The organism is Rhodobacteraceae bacterium Araon29 (assembly GCA_039640505.1).
Classification (GTDB): Bacteria; Pseudomonadota; Alphaproteobacteria; order Rhodobacterales; family Rhodobacteraceae; genus CABZJG01.
Genome location: CP046865.1, coordinates 1,879,843 through 1,897,225 on the forward strand (window position 1 = coordinate 1,879,843; position 17,383 = coordinate 1,897,225).

A 17,383-nucleotide genomic window follows, 5' to 3' on the forward strand; every position below is an offset into this window, starting at 1 on the left:
CCTCACGTCAACGTCTTAAAATCTGATCCAATTTATCCTTTTCTTCATTGCTTAGGGGCGTGGAAACTACACTCTTTACGTTGCGGTTTCTAGTGATGATATAGGCTCCGCTGAAAATTAAGGAAAGCAGCAAAGCGATTGGAGTTAAGGCCCATAAGATAAGGTTAACACCATTTGCTTGAGGGCGCAGCAAAACGAATTCACCATAACGATCCACTATGAAAACAAGAACCTCTTGGTCAGTTTCACCTTTCATCAGCCGTTCACGCACCAAAAGACGTAGATCTCGCGCAAGAGACGCGTTGCTTTCGTCAATGCTTTCGTTTTGGCACACCAAGCATCGCAAATTTTGGGATAAATCTCGCGCCCGGTTTTCAAGCATTGCATCAGATAGAATTTCATCTGGCTCTACTGCCCACCCCGGGATGGCAATCGCCAACATTAAAACAAAAAAAACCGGCTTGATCATAGTGTGCGGCTTTCTCGAGTGGGCGCGCGTTCGCGTCTTTGGCCAGCGGCCACCCGAAAACGCCGGTCAAACAAGCTAAATAATGCACCTAACGCCATCAAAACAGCACCGCCCCAAATCCAATTTGAAAGCGGTTTTATATATGAGCGCACGACCCAAGTTTGATCCTCTTGTTGATCCCCTAAAGCAATATAAATATCGCTGAAGAGCCTATAATGGATAGCAGCTTCGGTTGTTGGCATTTGCGCCACGGGATAAAAACGCTTTTCGGGATACAATAATGCAACAAACCGTTCGTTCTTGCGGATAACAACAGACCCTACCGTTGTGTGATAATTGGGACCAGAGCGGCGTTCAACATTTTTCAATGTTAATTCATAAGCACCAAAGGACCAGCTATCGCCAACGCCAACGGCACGGATATCTTCTTTTTGCCAAGCTGATAGTCCTGCAACCGCAAAAACCATTATACCAAAGCCACTGTGTGCAAAAAACTTTCCCCAGTCTGCTTTTGGTCGCCGTAAAATACGTGATAGGTTTATCCGCCGTCCAGAATGTCCAGCCAACTCTACAAGTGCACCTGAAATAACCCAAAACCCCAAAAAAAGTCCTATTGGAGCCTGTAAACTTTTATCTGTTTGCCAAGACCAAACAACAGCTGCCAGCAGTAAAGATACAGTTAAAACATAGCGCAATTTTTTAAATGGTCGTTTGAATTCTGCACGCTTCCACGCAAGCATTGCACCAATTGGCAGGATGAGAGCCAAAGCCATCATCAAAGGGGTGAAAACCAGATTAAAATACGGCGCGCCCACAGTAAGCTTTCTATCAAACAGCAGCTCTGCAATCAGCGGCCAAATTGTTCCAACAAAGATGACAAAAGCAGATACCGCTAATAAAATATTATTGGCAATCAGTGCGGTCTCACGACTAACCACCGCAAACACCCCTTGCGCTTCCATAACCGCCGCGCGCAAAGCAAATAGAACAAGAGCGCCGCCGATGAAAACGATTAAAATCAATAATATATAAAGGCCCCGCTCTGGATCATTGGCGAAGGCGTGAACCGAGGTCAAAATCCCTGAGCGCACAATAAATGTACCAACTAATGCGAAACCGAAAGCCAAAATAGCCAATAGTATTGTCCAGCTTTTTAGGCTCTCGCGTTTTTCGACCACAATCGATGAATGCAGTAAGGCCGCGGCTAAAAGCCAAGGCATGAAAGACGCATTTTCCACCGGATCCCAAAACCAAAAACCGCCCCAACCCAGCTCATAATAGGCCCACCAACTGCCAAGGGCGATGCCTAAGGTTAAAAACATCCAAGCGGCCAAAGTCCACGGCCTTACCCAGCGTGCCCAAGCGGCATCAACGCGGCCCTCAAGCAGTGCCGCAATAGCAAAAGAAAAGGAAACGCTCAATCCAACATAGCCAAGGTATAAAATTGGGGGATGAAAGGCCAAACCCGGGTCTTGAAGCAAGGGGTTTAAATCCTGTCCATCAAAAGGTGGAATAGGCATTCTTAAAAACGGGTTAGAGGTGAAAACCAAAAAACTAATAAAGGCAACCCCGATAGTGCCTTGGACTGCGATCACCCGCGCAAGCAGCGAAGGCGTAAGATTTTGACCAAACCAGCCGATACAGGCGCCGTAAAAAGCTAAAATAGCGACCCAAAGCAGCATGGAACCTTCATGATTGCCCCAAACCCCACTTATTTTATACAGCATTGGCTTTAGAGAATGTGAGTTGGAAACAACAATCTGAAGTGTGAAGTCTGATGTGATAAACGCATAAGTTAAGGCCGCAAAAGACCCGCTCAGTAGGAAAAATTGTGCAGTGGCGGCTGGCGAAGCGACAGCAATGAGTTCTGGGCGCCGCAGATGTAAACCAACCAAAGGCACAATGGCCTGAATGCAGGCCACAATCAGAGCAGTTATCAACGCAAAATGTCCAACTTCGGTCACCATGGTGGGAATATAATCTCCATTCATATCAGTGACCACATCAAAACAAAGGCCGATTGTCGCGGTGACGTTCTTAAAGTCTCACCTAATCAGTGGCTGGTTGAAACACGCCTTGTTCTTTTAACATATCTACAACCTCTTTTGGCATATATTTTTCATCATGTTTTGCTAGTATTTCATAGGCTTGAAAAGTATTGTTAATGTAATTTCCGGTTCCTATCATGCCTTGATTTTCGGCAAATAAATCCGGCAGAATACCATTAAATTCCACCTGAACCCGTGCATTTGTATCTGTTACAATAAATTTAATAACTTGGCCGCTACCCCGCACAATCGAGCCTGTTTCAACCAAACCACCTATTCTAAAGATTTCTGAGGGGTCTGGTGGGTCTTGCAAAACCTGACTTGGTGATCTGAAATAGTTTATACCATCGCGCAGTCCGTACCCGATGAGGGCAACGGATAATCCAAGCGCAATAAACATTAGAATTATAACTTGAATTCTGCGTTGCTTTTTAAGGTTCTTCACTCAGATCTCCACATGTTAAGGGAATAACGGAGCCATGGTCAAACCTGTGGTTTCTGGCAAACCAAGCATCAGATTAGCATTTTGAAGGGCTTGACCACTGCTGCCCTTGGTCAGGTTATCAAGCGCCCCGATCACAATTGTGCGTCCGGGTATTCTATCTCCTGCGATCCCTATATGACAAAGGTTGGATCCTCGCACATGGTGTGTGCTGGGCGTTTGCCCAAAAGGCAGTACGTGAATAAACGGTTCTTGCGCATAGGCATCGGCAAGAGTTTTATAAACTACGTCGGGCTCGCCCATAACATAGCCAGTTGCCAAAACACCCCGATTGACCGGAATTAAATGCGGCGTAAATTGGATTTTAACCGACCGTCCTGCAATCGCACTAAACTCTTGATCAAATTCGCCCAAGTGCCGATGGGTTCCGCCAACCGCATAAGCGTTATAGCCTTCTGATAGCTCAGCATGCAGTAAATTCTCTTTTAAAGCACGCCCTGCACCTGAAACGGCACATTTCAAGTCTAATATAATCTGGTCCAAATCAATCACGCCTGCCGCAATGAGCGGCCGCAGGATATATTGTCCAGTGGCGGCATTACATCCAGTCCCAGCAACCAGCCGTCCAACACGAATATCCTCGCGGTAAAATTCAGTTAGGCCATAGACTGCCTCAGCTTGCTCACGCGGTGCACTATGTGGATTGCCATACCATTTTTCATAGTCGTTTACGTCCCTCAGACGGAAATCTGCGCTTAAATCAACTATTTTTAGACTTTTAGGGAGTACAGATATAACTTCCTGAGAGGTTTTGTGGGGTAAAGCGCAAAAAGCCAAATCCACAGAGGAAAAGTCAACCTCTGGGACAGTGACCAAATCGGGCAATTCAAGATGTCTTAAATGTGGAAAAACCTGCTCAATTGATTGCCCTGCCTTGCTATTGGCAATCAAGTGCTTGATCGTCATTGAGGGGTGTTCCGCAACGAGCCGTATCAACTCAGCGCCTGTGTAGCCAGAGGCACCAATTATTGCGATCTGATAGGTCATTTCATTTCCTGATTTTTTGTTTCTTGGCGGAATTTACACGGTATCAAAGGCGATTTTTCGTCGCAAAAACTTAGTAGCTTGAACGGAAACTTGATCTGCATCGCCTGTGGTTATGAACTTTGACACTTGTCCGCTTCCCTTCATATTCGGATGGCGGTCAAGATAATCAGCTAGGCTTTCAGCCACAAGGCTTGCTTGCGAAAAAACTTTAACACGTGGGCCAAGGGCATCCTGAAATATATCCTGCATGAGCGGATAATGTGTACAGCCCAAGATAGCAGCCTGTGGTTTTGGCATTTTTCGCAAAAGGGCCGACACATGGCTGCGGACAAGTGCCTCAGCTAGAATGTAATCCCCCTCTTCAATGGCATCCACAACGCCTCCGCACGATTGCGCTTCGACATCAACGCCGATTGCCCGAAACGCCAATTCCCTTTGAAATGCGCGGCTTGAAACTGTGGCAGGTGTTGCAAACAGAGCCACATTTTTGACTGCGACCTCTCTGGGCGGAGAGTTATCACCCCATTGCCGTTCGGTTAGGGCTTCAATAAGAGGTACAAAAACGCCAAGAACACGTTTGTCTGATGGTATCCAGTTTTCTTGCATTCGCCGAAGGGCAGCTGCAGACGCGGTATTGCACGCAAGGATCACTAGATCACATCCGTCTTGCCACAAACGCTCTACGGCATTTTGCGTCAATTGATAAACGTCATCCGCATCGCGAACACCATAAGGCGCATGCGCGTTATCACCCATATAAGCCAGAGGTAAATCAGGCATTCTATGCTGAACCGCATCCAACACCGTTAAGCCGCCTAGTCCTGAATCAAATATGCCAACAGCCATGCTTTAGGCCCTTCTTTTGACTTTGTGATCATTTTCAAATTCAAAGCCATATTCAAACGTTTCAAGAGGAGTTGGCGACAACTCATAGGTTTTTCTTCGCAAGAAATCCATCATTGATTTAGCATCATTACTATTATGTGTGATCTCTTCGCGTGAAATCGGGTCACCAATTGAAACACGTACGGGTGATCCAACCCGGCTGCGAAATTCATTAATTAATAAACCCATGCGCAATGTATTGTGAAGATGACTCGCAATTTGAAACATCCGGCTTGTATGTCCATCAAAAAAAATCGGCACAACCTGAGCAGGTGATTTGGCGATCATGCGGGCTGTAAAAGATCGCCAGCTTGGGTCCATTGGCCGTGAAAATGGGTTCAAACCTGTGGAAACAGTGCCGCCCGGAAAAATTCCGATGGCGCCATCATTGGCAAGATAATCTAAAGCGTATTTTCGCGTGGCTAGGTTTAGCTTTACGGCGTCTTTGGTTTCATCAAATGAAATGGGTAAAACGATCCGGCTTAATTCGTCTGCCTTATTAAAAACTTGATTTGCTAGAATTCGAAAATCCCCGCGAACCAGAGACAAGATATGTCCCATCATTAATCCATCAAGAATTCCATATGGATGATTGGCAACCAGAATAAGTGGGCCGTTTCTTGGAATACTATCGAGGGACCCGTTGATGATGTCCAAAGACAATCCATAACGTTGAACCATTACATTCCAAAAACTCTGACCTTGAGCTATGTCTTTCTCATATCCCCTGGCGCGCCGCATGAGTTTGACGCGGCCCGTCGCATTTTCCATAAGCTTTATCAAAGCGCGTCCACCCCGCGTTTGTGCAGAGGAGGCATAACTGATTTCGCGCGCGATTTGGCGTTCCTGCATCATCCCTTCGGCCTTAATTTTTTTTGCGGGTGTTACGGTATTTTTCAACGCAGTGCCAGCGAACATTTTACCTATTCGGCCGCTTGAGTTAAACCTAAAGTGGTTTCGTCAATTGAGGCTAAAAGAGATTTTCGTTTCGCGGATGCTTTTTTGTAATTTTCCAATTTTACCGGACCAAAGCCCTTGATTGATAGCGGAAGCATTGCCAATTCAATAATAGCGGGTTTTGTCACAGCAGTGTAACGCGTTAGGATACGCTTTAAGTCTTGCTCATACTGGCGAATTAAGCCGCGCTCGATCTTTCTTTCTTCTGAATACCCGAAAATATCAAAGGGTGTTCCCCGCAATAGTTTCATTGAGGCCAGAATTTTAAAGCCTCGCAACATTCCGGGGCCAAATTTACGTTTTTGTGGGCGTCCGTCAGGCCCTGTCTTTGAAAGCAGTGGTGGGGCCAAATGAAAGTATATTTTTTTGACAGTTTCAAACTGATTTTTCACCTGCGCAGAGGTCATTTTATGCAGTCTCGCCACCTCATATTCATCTTTGTAGGCAAGCAATTTGTGATAGCCCAATGCTACTGCTTCTTTTAGCTCAGAGTCCTCAATTTTACTGAGCATTTTGATATATCTTCTCGCCAACCGTTTACTTTGATACTGACGCAGATGGTCTGCTCGAAACTTTATCTTTTCTTCTAAACTCTTTGGTAAATTGATCACTTTTGGTTGGATAATTTCTTCTGCCTGTTCGGGATAAAGCGCGATCCATCTGCCAATTTCAAATGCTCTTTTGTTGGTCTCAACAGCTGCACCGTTTAAGGTGATGGCTTGTGTAATGGCGGCATGTGTGATCGGCAACAATCCACGTTGCCAGGTTGCGCCGAAAAGGATCATATTTGAAAAAACTGAATCTCCCAACAACTCTCTGGCCAAAGCAGATGAGTCAATCATCAAAAGATCATCACGAAGCCGCGCCTCTAGCGCCAGTGTTAGCTGATCATGCGGTATTTTAAACTCAGCGTTCCGTGTAAAGTCACCTGTAACAATTTCTTGACAGTTTACCACTGCGCCGGTGCGCCCCTGCGCCGTCAAGCCAACAGTTTTCGAGCCTGCCGTGACGACCAAATCACCGCCGATCAAGGCATCACATTCACCCAATGCAACACGAATAGCGCTAATAGAACCGGGATGCTCGGCCAAGCGGCAGTGGATGTGGACTGCCCCACCCTTTTGCGCCAAGCCAGCCATTTCCATCATGCCTGCCCCCTTACCATCTAGATGGGCAGCTTGTGCCAGAATAGCACCAATAGTGACCACACCAGTGCCTCCAACACCTGTGATCACCACATTATGCGTTCCATCGATGGGCGCAATGGTGGGTACAGGCATATCCGGTAAGGAAATTGATTTTGCTTTTCGTTTTTTTGGCTGCGCGCCCTCAAGAGAAACAAAAGACGGGCAAAACCCGTTTACACAGCTAAAATCTTTATTACAGGCGGATTGATCAATTGCGCGCTTGCGGCCGAGTTCTGTTTCAACCGGAGAAATGGCAACGCAGTTTGATTGAATACCGCAATCGCCGCAACCTTCACAGATGTCTGTATTTATAAAAATGCGTTGATCAGGATCAGGGAACTCATTTTTTTTCCGCCGGCGACGCTTTTCAGCAGCGCAGGTCTGAACATATACAATCGCGGAAACGCCCATCACTTTCGAAAGCCTTTTCTGAACGTCAAGCATTTCTGCGCGTTCATGCCGAGAAATCGTTTTTGGAAAAGCGTTGAAGTCTAAATCTTCTTTTTCATCATAAACAAGGGCGATTTCACTCACGCCCATTGCCATGAGTTCACGAGCTATTCTTGGCGCGCTCAAGCCCCCATCATTGCCCTGACCGCCGGTCATGGCCACAGCATCATTAAACAGGATTTTATAGGTAATATTCGTATTGGCAGCGAGGGCTGCGCGGATCGCTTGAATGCCAGAGTGATTGTAAGTTCCGTCTCCTAAGTTCTGAAAAACATGGTTCCGTGTGGAAAAGGGCGCCTCACCGATCCAGTTTGCGCCTTCTCCGCCCATCTGGGTAAAGCCAAGCGTTTCACGTTCCATCCATTGCGCCATAAAATGGCACCCAATCCCAGCATAGGCACGAGACCCTTCAGGGACTTTTGTAGAGCTGTTATGCGGGCACCCTGCGCAGAAATATGGGAGGCGTGCTGCTATATCAGAGGCGTTATCCGAGCGGCGAGCTTCAGACAATTGGGCCATCCCGCCGTCAACAAGAGTGCTATTACATCCTTCCTCAATTAATATTGAGCCTAATTTTTCGGCAATCCAGATTGGATCGAGAGCACCCTCAATCGGAAACAGCTGTTCTCCTGACAGACCCTTTGCGCCGCCATAAACGCGCCGCCCTCTTAAATCATCAAACAAAGCTTCCTTAATCTGAACTTCAATCAGTTTGCGCTTTTCCTCAACAACAACGATTAAGTCTAGCCCTTCTGCCCATTCTTGCATCGAAAGTTTATCCAGTGGCCAAGTTTGGGCTACTTTGTAGGTGGTTATGCCCAATCGTTCTGCTTCCGCATCGTCGACATTTAACAGTGACAGTGCATGCACCAAATCAAGCCAGTTTTTGCCTGCCGCCACGAACCCTATTTTCGCACCAGCATGACCCTGAACTCGCTTATCAATTTTATTAGCTCGGGCAAAAGCTTCAGCGGCCTTCACCTTATACTGCAATAGCCGTTTTTCTTGCTCTGTCGGGGTGTCAACCAAACGGATGTTCAATCCACCCTCAGGCATTTGAACTTCGGGATATTTAAATACCTTCCGATGGGGATCGGCATCAACGACCGAGGTTACTTCAATCGTGTCCTTCATGGTTTTCAAACCAGCCCATAAGCCAGAAAACCTTGATAACTCATAAGCATAGTGCCCATAGTCAAGAATTTCTTGAACCCCTGCTGGGCTCACAACTGGGATATGTGCGTCCACCATCGCCCAATCAGACTGGTGCAGCGTTGTGGAACTTTCCCCGGTGTGATCATCCCCCATCGCCATCACAACGCCGCCTTTTGCGCTGCTGCCGGCCATATTTGCATGACGCATCACGTCGCCGCTGCGATCTACCCCCGGGCCTTTTCCGTACCAAAGCCCAAAAACTCCATCAAAACGACCCTCTCCGCGGAGTTCGGCTTGCTGCGACCCCCAGATCGCGGTGGCAGCGAGGTCTTCATTCAATCCTTCTTGAAAATTGATGTCTGCGTTAGATAACACAGCATTTGCACGCTGCATTTGAAAGTCCACTGCCCCAAGCGGAGAGCCACGATAGCCTGTCACATAACCAGCTGTGTTCCATCCTGCTTTAAAATCGCGCGCTTTTTGTGCCAACATAAGCCGAACGAGGGCTTGGGTTCCGTTTAACAGGACAAACTGTTTCGATAGATCAAATTTATCTGCCAATGAGACGATTTGGATGCTCACAAATAAACTCCTACTACGTACACTTTTCTTGATAGTAAGAAGATAGGTCACAAAACCTGACATAGCTAGCTTTTTTTGATTTACGTCCTGTCATTTGGCATAACTTGTGACCAAGGAAAGAATCATGATTCACTTCAACCATAGGATTCAAATATATGGATTGGGATAAATTACGGATATTTCATGCCGTCGCTGACGCGGGCAGTTTAACACATGCAGGCGATACTTTGCGTTTGTCACAAAGTGCTGTTAGCCGCCAAGTTCGCGCCTTGGAGGAAAGTCTAAATACCACGCTTTTTCATCGTCATGCTCGTGGCCTTATTTTGACCGAACAGGGGGAATTACTGTTTGATGCCACGAGCGCTATGAATAAACGCTTGGATACTGCCGCTGCGCGTATTCGGGACAGCGAAGAAGAGGTATTTGGAGAGCTCAGGGTCACCACAACAACTGGATTTGGGTCGCTATGGCTGGCTCCAAGGTTGCCAAAACTCTATGAATCTTATCCAGATCTAAAAATCGATCTAATGTTGATGGAGCGGGTATTGGATTTGCCAATGCGTGAAGCTGACGTGGCCATCAGAATGAAAGAGCCCAGCCAAGCCGATCTAATCCGGAAACGTCTTATGAGCGTTCGAATGCGTTTATATGCATCTCCGAGTTATCTAGAGCGCCATGGTGAGCCCAAAACATTAGAGGATATGAGAGATCATCGGTTGATTTGTCAAAACACCCATTCACCGCAGGTGGCAGCAGGGTTAAGCTTGGTCCAACGCTTGTTGACCTATGATATCCCAACGACCTTGACTGTGAATAACTACTTTGGCGTTCTACAATCGGTGCTACATGATTTAGGCATAGGGGTATTGCCGGATTATATCACAGAGGAATTTGATACAGTAAAACGGGTTTTGCCCGATGTCGAAAGTGTCGAAGTTCCCGTTTATCTGGCTTATCCTGAAGAGCTTCGCCATTCAAAAAGGATCGAGGTCTTTCGCGATTTTGTTCAATCAGAAATTATTGAGCATAGAAAAAAGCTTCGCAATTTAGAAAGTGCACCATAAATAGAATAAGCTATGCGCTCAGCGCATAGCGGATTTGCTTAGTGAAGGTTAATTTCCTCTTGAATGTGGGTTAAGCCAACCTTACATCGTTGAATATACAAGGACGCGAAGTTTTCCGTTCTTGTACCTCCCTGTTGGACTAAGGCCGAGCTTTGCTCGGCCCTTTTTTTCTAAACTACTCTATAGAACGATGAAAAATACCTGCTCTATGAACCGGCTATTTCATAAGGCGCCCGACGCCCGTTAAGCTCGGTTGAAGACTGGACAAAGTTCTCATGTGCCACGCCAACACTTGGTTTGATGATAAAACTGGCACCCGGCATAATTCTTCAATTTCCTCAATTACATCAATTGTTTGCAGATTTGTACAAGATAGAAATATTCCTTCTACGGGCCCTTGATTACATAATGTCCTGCAGGCATCGATGATCGACCCGCCTGAAATCCTTGCTACACGTGTTTCAACGGCTTCATCGAACGAGCCAAATACCAAAGAGTTTACGCCATTCTTTTTAAGTGAATTGCGTAGTGTGAGCGATACCTCAGCAATATAGGGTGACAAAAACCCTAACTGAGAAATTTTCAACTTTTTGCATGCCACGATTAAGGCTGTTAGTGGATCAGTGACCGCTAAGGTATTGCACCCAGACGAAATCAATTCGGTTACTTTTTCTGCTCCTATGACAGAAGTGCCAGATGTGCATCCGTACCCCACAACGCCAAAGTCCACAGGCGGCGGTAAAAGTCGGGCCGCTTTGGGCAGTTCGGCCTCCATCATGGCGAGTGTATCGGCGCTCACTTCAGGGGCGCTTGCAACCCGAGAAACGTAAAGAGCAACATCATTTTCCGGAAAATATCGCCGCATATCGCTTTCAATGGTTTCATCTGATTGCAGCGTTACAAGACCGATATTTGCACGGCTTCCAACAGGTTTATCCAAGCTGTATTTAAAAATATTTTGCATGGCTAAATTTCCATAATGCTATCTGGGGCCTGCGGCGAAATTTGTTCAACACCAGCTTTGCGAATAACAAAGTTATCTTCATGCACAAGCATACCGCCATTTGGGATAGCGACAGAGGGTTCTAAAGTTATGACCATTCCCTCTTTTAACACCGTGTGGTCATTGGGGATAAATGATGGCCATTCCGTAAGCTGCATACCCAAACCATGTCCTAAACGGCCAACGTCACCTCCGCCTTTTCCACCCGTCAAGACATTGTCCATCGCAAGAAAAACATCTGCAGCAGTATTGCCCACCTTTGCAGCTATTTTACCGGCTTCAGTTGCTTCAATGAGACGGGTGTATCCTACCGATATCCGACTATCTGGTTTGCCGATGGAAAAGTTTCGATCAAAGTCGCAAAAATAGCCATCAGACATTAACCCCGTATCTAGCATTAAAATATCCCCCTCGCATAAAGGGTGATCATTTGCAGGCGAAATTACGTCACTATAGCCAAGAGGTCCGGCTCCTCCAGCCAAATACGGAACCCAGTCGGCGCCTTCTTCCAAACATAATTTTTGAAACCCGCGAAACACAGATTCTAAAGACGCGCCTTGGCTTGCCACTTCTGAAACACGTGAAAACGCCGCGTTAGCAATATCACAAGCACGGGAGATTTTCAAAATTTCAGCTTCTGATTTAATCAACCTGAGCTTTCGGATAATGCCAGCGTCGCCAGCAAAAACAAAGTTTGGCAGTCGCTTTTTTAGATGCCCAAAATCTTGCAAAGGCATACGAAGATGACTTTCGTGACCAGAGGGAATCCCAAGTTTTGCAGATTTGGGTAAAACCTCTGACAGTGTTTCCGCTAGCAAACTTATGCCATCATCAATAGGATTAGGTGCTGTCCACGTGCGAATATCTCTGACCCAAGTTTTGGCCATTAAATCGGCGCCAATAGAGGGAATAACCGCAATAGGGTCACCAGATTGCGGCAGTATCAAAAACCATGGCCGCGTGGGGCTTTCCCAAAAACGGGTTAAAAAGCCAGTGAAGTAGCGGACCTCGGGTTCGGTGGTTAACAGCAGGGCGTCAATGCCTTCATACACCATTTCAATCTGTGCATTTTGCGCTCTAGTTTTGAATTCAGCAGGGTGAAATCCACGCATTATGAATCGCTTTCCTCACTTACAATACACAGCACTCGTGAATTTTGATTGATCTCGGGAAAACCATTTAAGAGCGCTACCAATCCTGCGCCTCCAGAGGGTGTTGTCTCTAGTCCTTTAATTGACAAAAGTGGCATCGCTTCTTCGGCAGCTTGATCAGAAATCAAGGCGAACATATCGGCATCTCGGGCGAGGCCTTTCAAAGCAATTAAAGAGGGCTCTTTACAGTCCAAGCGCCCCATATTTGAAACAGGTCCCGGTGTGTTTATGGCTTTACCGGCAAGAATACTTTGGAAGATTGCTGGTGCGATTTCTGGTTCGACAACTATAATTTCCGGTTCATTGCCCCAAGCATGGCGGAAATATGCCGCTGCCGCAGCAGCAAGCCCTCCTACCCCGGCTTGCAAAAATATATGAGTCGGAGTGTGCGGTACTTGCGCCACAGCTTCGGCTGCCATGACCAAATAGCCTTCCATCAAACGGTGTGGTATATCTAGATAGCCATCCCAAGAACTATCAGACAGCAATATCCAACCTTGTTCTGACGCTGCCTTTTGCGCCGCCTCCATGCTGGCCTCGTAATTGTCCCCTGCGCGCACCACCTCGGCTTTATGGGCGCGAAGCTTTTTGGCAAAACTTTCGGGAACCGTGTTAGACAAGTAGATCACCGCTTTGGCACCAAACACTTGCGCACCTGCGGCAACGGATAATCCATGATTGCCGGCACTGGCAGTTACATAGGTCACATTAGACACATCAGCATTCTGAGCTGCATGCGCAATAACATAGGCCGCACCCAAAGCCTTAAAGCTGCCCAACCCCATGCGCGTGCGCTCGTCTTTGACAAAAACGTGTCCCGCACTGCCGAACCCTTCGAGACAGTGTAGTGGTGTAGTGCCGGCGTCAGGGCACCGCGTAAGTAGATTACGCGGTTCAGACACGTTTACACTGGGGAATGGGACGTCGGTTAACCCTTTGGGTTCGTCGGACAAATGTCTGGAATGTTTGTGTATTTTCATGGGCCCTCTAGATTTCGCTTTCTCAAGTGGTGACAGAGAAACGTCTAATTGCAAGCTTATTGACGACACTTTAGGTTCAATTGCTCCGTTTACGGAAGCTTTAGCAATAAATATTTTCTTCTGAAATTTCCCATTAGCGCAACTTGCTCTTGTCCAGCCCTTGGCTTAAGACAGCCGCAAATAGATGCTAGGGGCTTGAGCATGACCGAACCAGAGATTTCAGAAGACTTGATTGCGGCACATGGGCTTAAACCTGATGAATACGCAAAAATTCTAGAAATCATTGGACGGACACCAACCTTCACCGAGCTCGGTATTTTTTCGGCAATGTGGAATGAGCATTGTTCCTACAAATCTTCTAAAAAATGGCTTCGAACTTTACCCACTAGCGGGCCACAAGTGATTTGTGGACCAGGTGAAAATGCAGGCGTGGTTGATATTGGTGATGGGCAAGCTGTGGTCTTTAAAATGGAAAGCCACAATCATCCTTCATATATCGAACCCTATCAGGGCGCTGCCACAGGGGTTGGCGGCATCTTGCGCGATGTGTTCACCATGGGAGCGCGCCCAATAGCTGCGATGAACTCATTAAGCTTTGGCGCCCCAGATCATCCAAAAACCAAACAATTGGTGCATGGGGTGGTTGAAGGCGTGGGTGGTTATGGAAATTGCTTTGGCGTGCCAACTGTTGGTGGTGAGGTTAGATTTGATCCCGCCTATAATGGCAATTGTCTGGTCAACGCCTTTGCCGCTGGCCTCGCAGATGCGGATAGGATTTTTTATTCGGCGGCTTCCGGGGTTGGAATGCCGGTGGTTTACTTGGGCGCCAAAACTGGACGAGACGGCGTTGGCGGTGCAACCATGGCGTCGGCTGAATTTGATGATAGTATCGAAGAAAAGAGACCAACTGTGCAAGTTGGTGATCCATTTACTGAAAAACGGCTTATGGAAGCCTGTCTTGAGTTGATGCAAACCGGCGCAGTGATTTCAATACAAGATATGGGCGCAGCGGGTCTAACCTGCTCTGCCGTAGAAATGGGCGACAAAGGTAATCTTGGCATTCACCTTGATCTGGAAAAAGTTCCTGTTCGCGAACCCAATATGACAGCTTATGAAATGATGCTTTCTGAGTCGCAGGAACGCATGCTCATGGTTCTAAGCCCAGATAAAGAAACCGAGGCAAGGCGCGTTTTTGAAAAGTGGGATTTGGATTTTGCAATCGTTGGAAAAACTATCGCAGAAGATCGCTTTCTAATTTATCTTGATGGAGCTTTAAAGGCCGACCTTCCGCTAAAAGCTTTATCCGGCAATGCCCCTGAATATGATCGTGAGTGGCAAGAGCCATTGCCTGCACCCCCATTACAAGGGCTCCCGGATATTGACCCTATAGAGGGTTTAAAGGCGCTTTTGGCTGACCCGAATTATGCGAGTAAGAAATGGGTTTATGAACAATATGACAGCCAAGTCATGGCAGATACGATAAATTGCCCTGGATATGGCGCTGGCATCGTTCGGGTGCATGGTACAAAAAAATCATTGGCGTTCACCAGTGATGTAACACCGCGTTACGTGCAGGCAAATCCCTATGAGGGCGGCAAACAGGCGGTTGCAGAGGCCTATAGAAATCTAAGCGCGGTTGGTGCAACTCCGCTTGCGAGTACGGACAACTTAAATTTCGGAAATCCCGAAAAGCCGGAAATAATGGGCCAATTTGTAACCGCGCTAAAAGGTATTGGAGAGGCGGTTTCGGCTTTGGATATGCCGATCGTTTCTGGAAATGTCAGCCTTTACAATGAAACAGATGGTGCCGCGATCCTACCAACGCCAACTATAGGGGCCGTCGGACTTATCGCAGAAAACGACGAGCCTATTATTGGCAAAGCCCGTGAAGGTCATGTTTTACTTCTTTTGGGGGAAAGTGACGGGCATTTGGGGCAATCTGCTTTATTGCATTCCGCCTGCGGGCGCACCGATGGTGATGCGCCTTTAGTGGATTTAGAAGCTGAAAAGAAAAATGGTGAGTTTATCCGGTCAAACCGGGCGCTTATTGAGGCGTGCACTGATATATCTGACGGTGGACTAGCACTTGCTGCTTTTGAAATGGCTGCCGCTGCTGACGTTGGGGTTAAGTTGGATACTTCCGATATCGCAGCATTATTTGGCGAAGACCAAGCACGATATCTGGTGGTTTGCGATTTTGATCAAGCCGAAGCGCTTATGAGTGCGGCGAGCGAAGCGCAAGTCACTTTACAGTTTGTTGGTAAATTTGGGGGCAGCGCCATTAAATTTGGGACGCTCTCGTCAGAGCTTGCCGAGCTTTGCGGCATTTACCGAAATGCCTTTGCTGAGCAATTTTCTTGATTTTAAATGATAGAGCATTGGTTTGAAACCCCTCTTGCGGTAGCGTACATACCGACCTACATCTAGATTGAGTGACACAAGGAAGATTACCATGGCAATACAAGCTCAAGAGATCGAAGAGTTGATCCGGGCAGAATTTCCTAAGGCTCAAGTAACCATCACCGATTTGGCTGGTGACGGCAATCATTATGCTGCTGAAGTCATAGATGAAAGTTTTCGTGGAAAAAACCGTGTCCAGCAACAAAGAGCCGTTTATGCTGCCCTTAAAGGAAAAATGGATGGTGCAAACGGCGAGCTTCATGCTTTAGCGCTGACCACAAAAGTGCCGTAGCAATAAAAATCGCAGAAATATCAGCCGTAAACTGAGCGCTGCTCAGAAAGGAGTTTGAAAATGAACAACGCGAAAGAGAAAATTGGCGAAGCAATTAAAGAAAATGATGTGGTGCTTTTCATGAAAGGCACAAAGGAAATGCCGCAATGCGGATTTTCCAGCCGGGTTGCAGGTGTTTTAAATTATATGGGCATAGACTATAAAGATATTAATGTTCTAGCCGATGACGAAATCCGGCAGGGCATTAAAGACTTTTCAGATTGGCCAACGATCCCTCAACTCTATGTTAAAGGCGAATTTGTAGGTGGCTGTGATATTATCACCGAAATGGCGCTATCAGCGGAATTAGACACTCTTTTTGACGAAAATGCTGTGTCCTATGACAAAGATGCTGCAAACAAAATTCGTGAAGCCAACGGTTAAACTAGATTGAAAACTGGTTTGTTTTGCCCGGTGTTATTTATCCAGCTGATCTGCGATAGCTTCAGCCCGGGCAGCCAATTCCGCTAATCCTTCGGAAATTTCAACTGGAACAGTTGGCACTTCCACACGCACAGGTTCCGGTGGTGGTACATTACGTATTTTTGACAGTTCCGAATTGAGTTCTTGCAGAGTTTTTTCAGCAGCATTTAACTTATCTTCCAAGGCCGCAGTTTTATCGGCCAACATCAGACCGGACATCAACAGCATACGTTCCTCGGGAACCCGTCCGATTTGCCCAATTAGTTGAGTCGCTTCTTGATCAAGCATTTTAGCGGCAGACAACAAATATGGTTCCTCACCGACTTGGCAAGAGACTTTAAAAACACGCCCGCCGATTTCAATATCAACCTCTGGCATTATGCATCCTCCCCAACTGTGGCGTCGCCGTTATTCAAGGCAAGCGCTAATTGATCATAGAGACGCTGCATTTCCTTTGTTTCTTCCTGGCGATCGCGTTCTAGCTGATCCAGCTGTGCGCGTAACTCTAAAATCTCGTATGCTTCTTGGCTATCCTTAGCCTTCTGTAACTGATCTTCCAATTGTTTATTGGCTGCGATCAATTCAGAAATTGTGTTGCGTGCGTCATGATCTATACCAGTTGAATCTTCTCGGACGTTTTCGGATTTTTCTATGCTGACAGAAATTCTATCCAAAGCATCCTTTATACGACCTTCAAATTCCGAAAATTGCTCCATTTTAAACCTCTGCTACTGCATCCATTACCGTTGGTTTTTGCCTGACGTAATTATGCGAAAACTTTACGAATCGCATTTCAACGCTGTTAGTGT

General features: G+C 46.7%; 16 protein-coding genes. 4 read left to right on the top strand and 12 right to left on the bottom strand.

What is annotated here, in order from left to right; translation table 11 throughout:
• Positions 1 to 7: 7 nt before the first annotated feature.
• From GN278_09110 to GN278_09140, 7 genes are all read right to left on the bottom strand, one after another.
• Positions 8 to 469: a cytochrome C biogenesis protein CcdA gene (locus GN278_09110; protein ID XAT60877.1), complete on the bottom strand. Its 462-nt coding sequence runs from the start codon at positions 467 to 469 to the stop codon at positions 8 to 10.
• A complete protein-coding gene (locus GN278_09115) occupies positions 466 to 2,436 on the bottom strand; it encodes a heme lyase CcmF/NrfE family subunit (GenBank protein XAT62613.1) in 1,971 nt (656 codons plus the stop codon). The genes GN278_09110 and GN278_09115 overlap by 4 nt, the downstream gene beginning before the upstream one ends.
• A gap of 82 nt (positions 2,437 to 2,518) precedes the next feature.
• Positions 2,519 to 2,962, bottom strand: a complete 444-nt coding sequence (gene ccmE, locus GN278_09120; GenBank protein ID XAT60878.1) for a cytochrome c maturation protein CcmE — start codon at positions 2,960 to 2,962, stop codon at positions 2,519 to 2,521.
• 15 nt (positions 2,963 to 2,977) lie between these two features.
• Positions 2,978 to 4,006 carry an N-acetyl-gamma-glutamyl-phosphate reductase gene (locus GN278_09125; protein XAT60879.1) on the bottom strand — a complete coding sequence of 343 codons (1,029 nt, stop codon included), beginning with the start codon at positions 4,004 to 4,006 and terminating at the stop codon, positions 2,978 to 2,980.
• 33 nt (positions 4,007 to 4,039) lie between these two features.
• On the bottom strand, positions 4,040 to 4,852 hold the full coding sequence (gene murI / locus GN278_09130) for a glutamate racemase (GenBank protein XAT60880.1): 813 nt from the start codon (positions 4,850 to 4,852) through the stop codon (positions 4,040 to 4,042).
• A 3-nt stretch (positions 4,853 to 4,855) separates the two neighbouring features.
• Positions 4,856 to 5,746, bottom strand: a complete 891-nt coding sequence (locus GN278_09135) for an acyltransferase (GenBank protein ID XAT62614.1) — start codon at positions 5,744 to 5,746, stop codon at positions 4,856 to 4,858.
• Positions 5,747 to 5,814: 68 nt separating this feature from the next.
• Positions 5,815 to 9,222 (bottom strand): indolepyruvate ferredoxin oxidoreductase family protein, encoded by a 3,408-nt coding sequence (locus GN278_09140; protein ID XAT60881.1) that lies wholly within the window; start codon positions 9,220 to 9,222, stop codon positions 5,815 to 5,817.
• Between the two features lie 155 nt (positions 9,223 to 9,377).
• On the opposite strand from GN278_09140, the gene GN278_09145 reads away from it, so the two are divergent.
• Complete coding sequence (locus tag GN278_09145; protein XAT60882.1) at positions 9,378 to 10,286, top strand: LysR family transcriptional regulator; 909 nt, start codon at positions 9,378 to 9,380, stop codon at positions 10,284 to 10,286.
• Between the two features lie 217 nt (positions 10,287 to 10,503).
• Here the strand turns inward: GN278_09145 and GN278_09150 are convergent, their stop codons facing one another.
• From GN278_09150 to GN278_09160, 3 genes are read right to left on the bottom strand one after another with little or no spacing between them, the layout of a single operon-like run.
• Positions 10,504 to 11,250 carry an Asp/Glu racemase gene (locus GN278_09150; GenBank protein XAT60883.1) on the bottom strand — a complete coding sequence of 249 codons (747 nt, stop codon included), beginning with the start codon at positions 11,248 to 11,250 and terminating at the stop codon, positions 10,504 to 10,506.
• A 2-nt stretch (positions 11,251 to 11,252) separates the two neighbouring features.
• Entirely contained in the window at positions 11,253 to 12,404 is a 1,152-nt protein-coding gene (locus GN278_09155) for a M24 family metallopeptidase (protein ID XAT60884.1), read from the bottom strand.
• Entirely contained in the window at positions 12,401 to 13,420 is a 1,020-nt protein-coding gene (locus GN278_09160; GenBank protein ID XAT60885.1) for a pyridoxal-phosphate dependent enzyme, read from the bottom strand. The genes GN278_09155 and GN278_09160 overlap by 4 nt, the downstream gene beginning before the upstream one ends.
• Positions 13,421 to 13,621: 201 nt before the next feature.
• On the opposite strand from GN278_09160, the gene purL reads away from it, so the two are divergent.
• The 3 genes from purL to grxD all read left to right on the top strand — a co-directional run bounded on the left by purL (position 13,622) and on the right by grxD (position 16,535).
• On the top strand, positions 13,622 to 15,781 hold the full coding sequence (purL, locus tag GN278_09165) for a phosphoribosylformylglycinamidine synthase subunit PurL (protein ID XAT60886.1): 2,160 nt from the start codon (positions 13,622 to 13,624) through the stop codon (positions 15,779 to 15,781).
• Positions 15,782 to 15,872: 91 nt separating this feature from the next.
• Positions 15,873 to 16,112, top strand: a complete 240-nt coding sequence (locus GN278_09170) for a BolA/IbaG family iron-sulfur metabolism protein (protein ID XAT60887.1) — start codon at positions 15,873 to 15,875, stop codon at positions 16,110 to 16,112.
• Positions 16,113 to 16,172: 60 nt separating this feature from the next.
• Positions 16,173 to 16,535: a Grx4 family monothiol glutaredoxin gene (grxD, locus tag GN278_09175; GenBank protein ID XAT60888.1), complete on the top strand. Its 363-nt coding sequence runs from the start codon at positions 16,173 to 16,175 to the stop codon at positions 16,533 to 16,535.
• Positions 16,536 to 16,568: 33 nt separating this feature from the next.
• Here grxD and zapA read toward each other — a convergent pair whose 3' ends face one another.
• Together zapA and GN278_09185 are read right to left on the bottom strand one after the other, a co-directional pair.
• Complete coding sequence (gene zapA, locus GN278_09180) at positions 16,569 to 16,952, bottom strand: cell division protein ZapA (protein ID XAT60889.1); 384 nt, start codon at positions 16,950 to 16,952, stop codon at positions 16,569 to 16,571.
• Positions 16,952 to 17,290 (bottom strand): hypothetical protein, encoded by a 339-nt coding sequence (locus GN278_09185; GenBank protein ID XAT60890.1) that lies wholly within the window; start codon positions 17,288 to 17,290, stop codon positions 16,952 to 16,954. The genes zapA and GN278_09185 overlap by 1 nt, the downstream gene beginning before the upstream one ends.
• Positions 17,291 to 17,383 lie beyond the last annotated feature (93 nt).

Coding starts and splice junctions, on each gene's coding strand:
- grxD (XAT60888.1), top strand. CDS start 16,173: ATGAACAACGCGAAAGAGAAAATTGGCGAAGCAATTAAAGAAAATGAT.
- GN278_09115 (XAT62613.1), bottom strand. CDS start 2,436: ATGGTGACCGAAGTTGGACATTTTGCGTTGATAACTGCTCTGATTGTG.
- purL (XAT60886.1), top strand. CDS start 13,622: ATGACCGAACCAGAGATTTCAGAAGACTTGATTGCGGCACATGGGCTT.
- GN278_09125 (XAT60879.1), bottom strand. CDS start 4,006: ATGACCTATCAGATCGCAATAATTGGTGCCTCTGGCTACACAGGCGCT.
- GN278_09135 (XAT62614.1), bottom strand. CDS start 5,746: ATGATGCAGGAACGCCAAATCGCGCGCGAAATCAGTTATGCCTCCTCT.
- GN278_09150 (XAT60883.1), bottom strand. CDS start 11,250: ATGCAAAATATTTTTAAATACAGCTTGGATAAACCTGTTGGAAGCCGT.
- GN278_09145 (XAT60882.1), top strand. CDS start 9,378: ATGGATTGGGATAAATTACGGATATTTCATGCCGTCGCTGACGCGGGC.
- zapA (XAT60889.1), bottom strand. CDS start 16,952: ATGCCAGAGGTTGATATTGAAATCGGCGGGCGTGTTTTTAAAGTCTCT.
- murI (XAT60880.1), bottom strand. CDS start 4,852: ATGGCTGTTGGCATATTTGATTCAGGACTAGGCGGCTTAACGGTGTTG.
- GN278_09160 (XAT60885.1), bottom strand. CDS start 13,420: ATGAAAATACACAAACATTCCAGACATTTGTCCGACGAACCCAAAGGG.
- GN278_09185 (XAT60890.1), bottom strand. CDS start 17,290: ATGGAGCAATTTTCGGAATTTGAAGGTCGTATAAAGGATGCTTTGGAT.
- GN278_09110 (XAT60877.1), bottom strand. CDS start 469: ATGATCAAGCCGGTTTTTTTTGTTTTAATGTTGGCGATTGCCATCCCG.
- GN278_09170 (XAT60887.1), top strand. CDS start 15,873: ATGGCAATACAAGCTCAAGAGATCGAAGAGTTGATCCGGGCAGAATTT.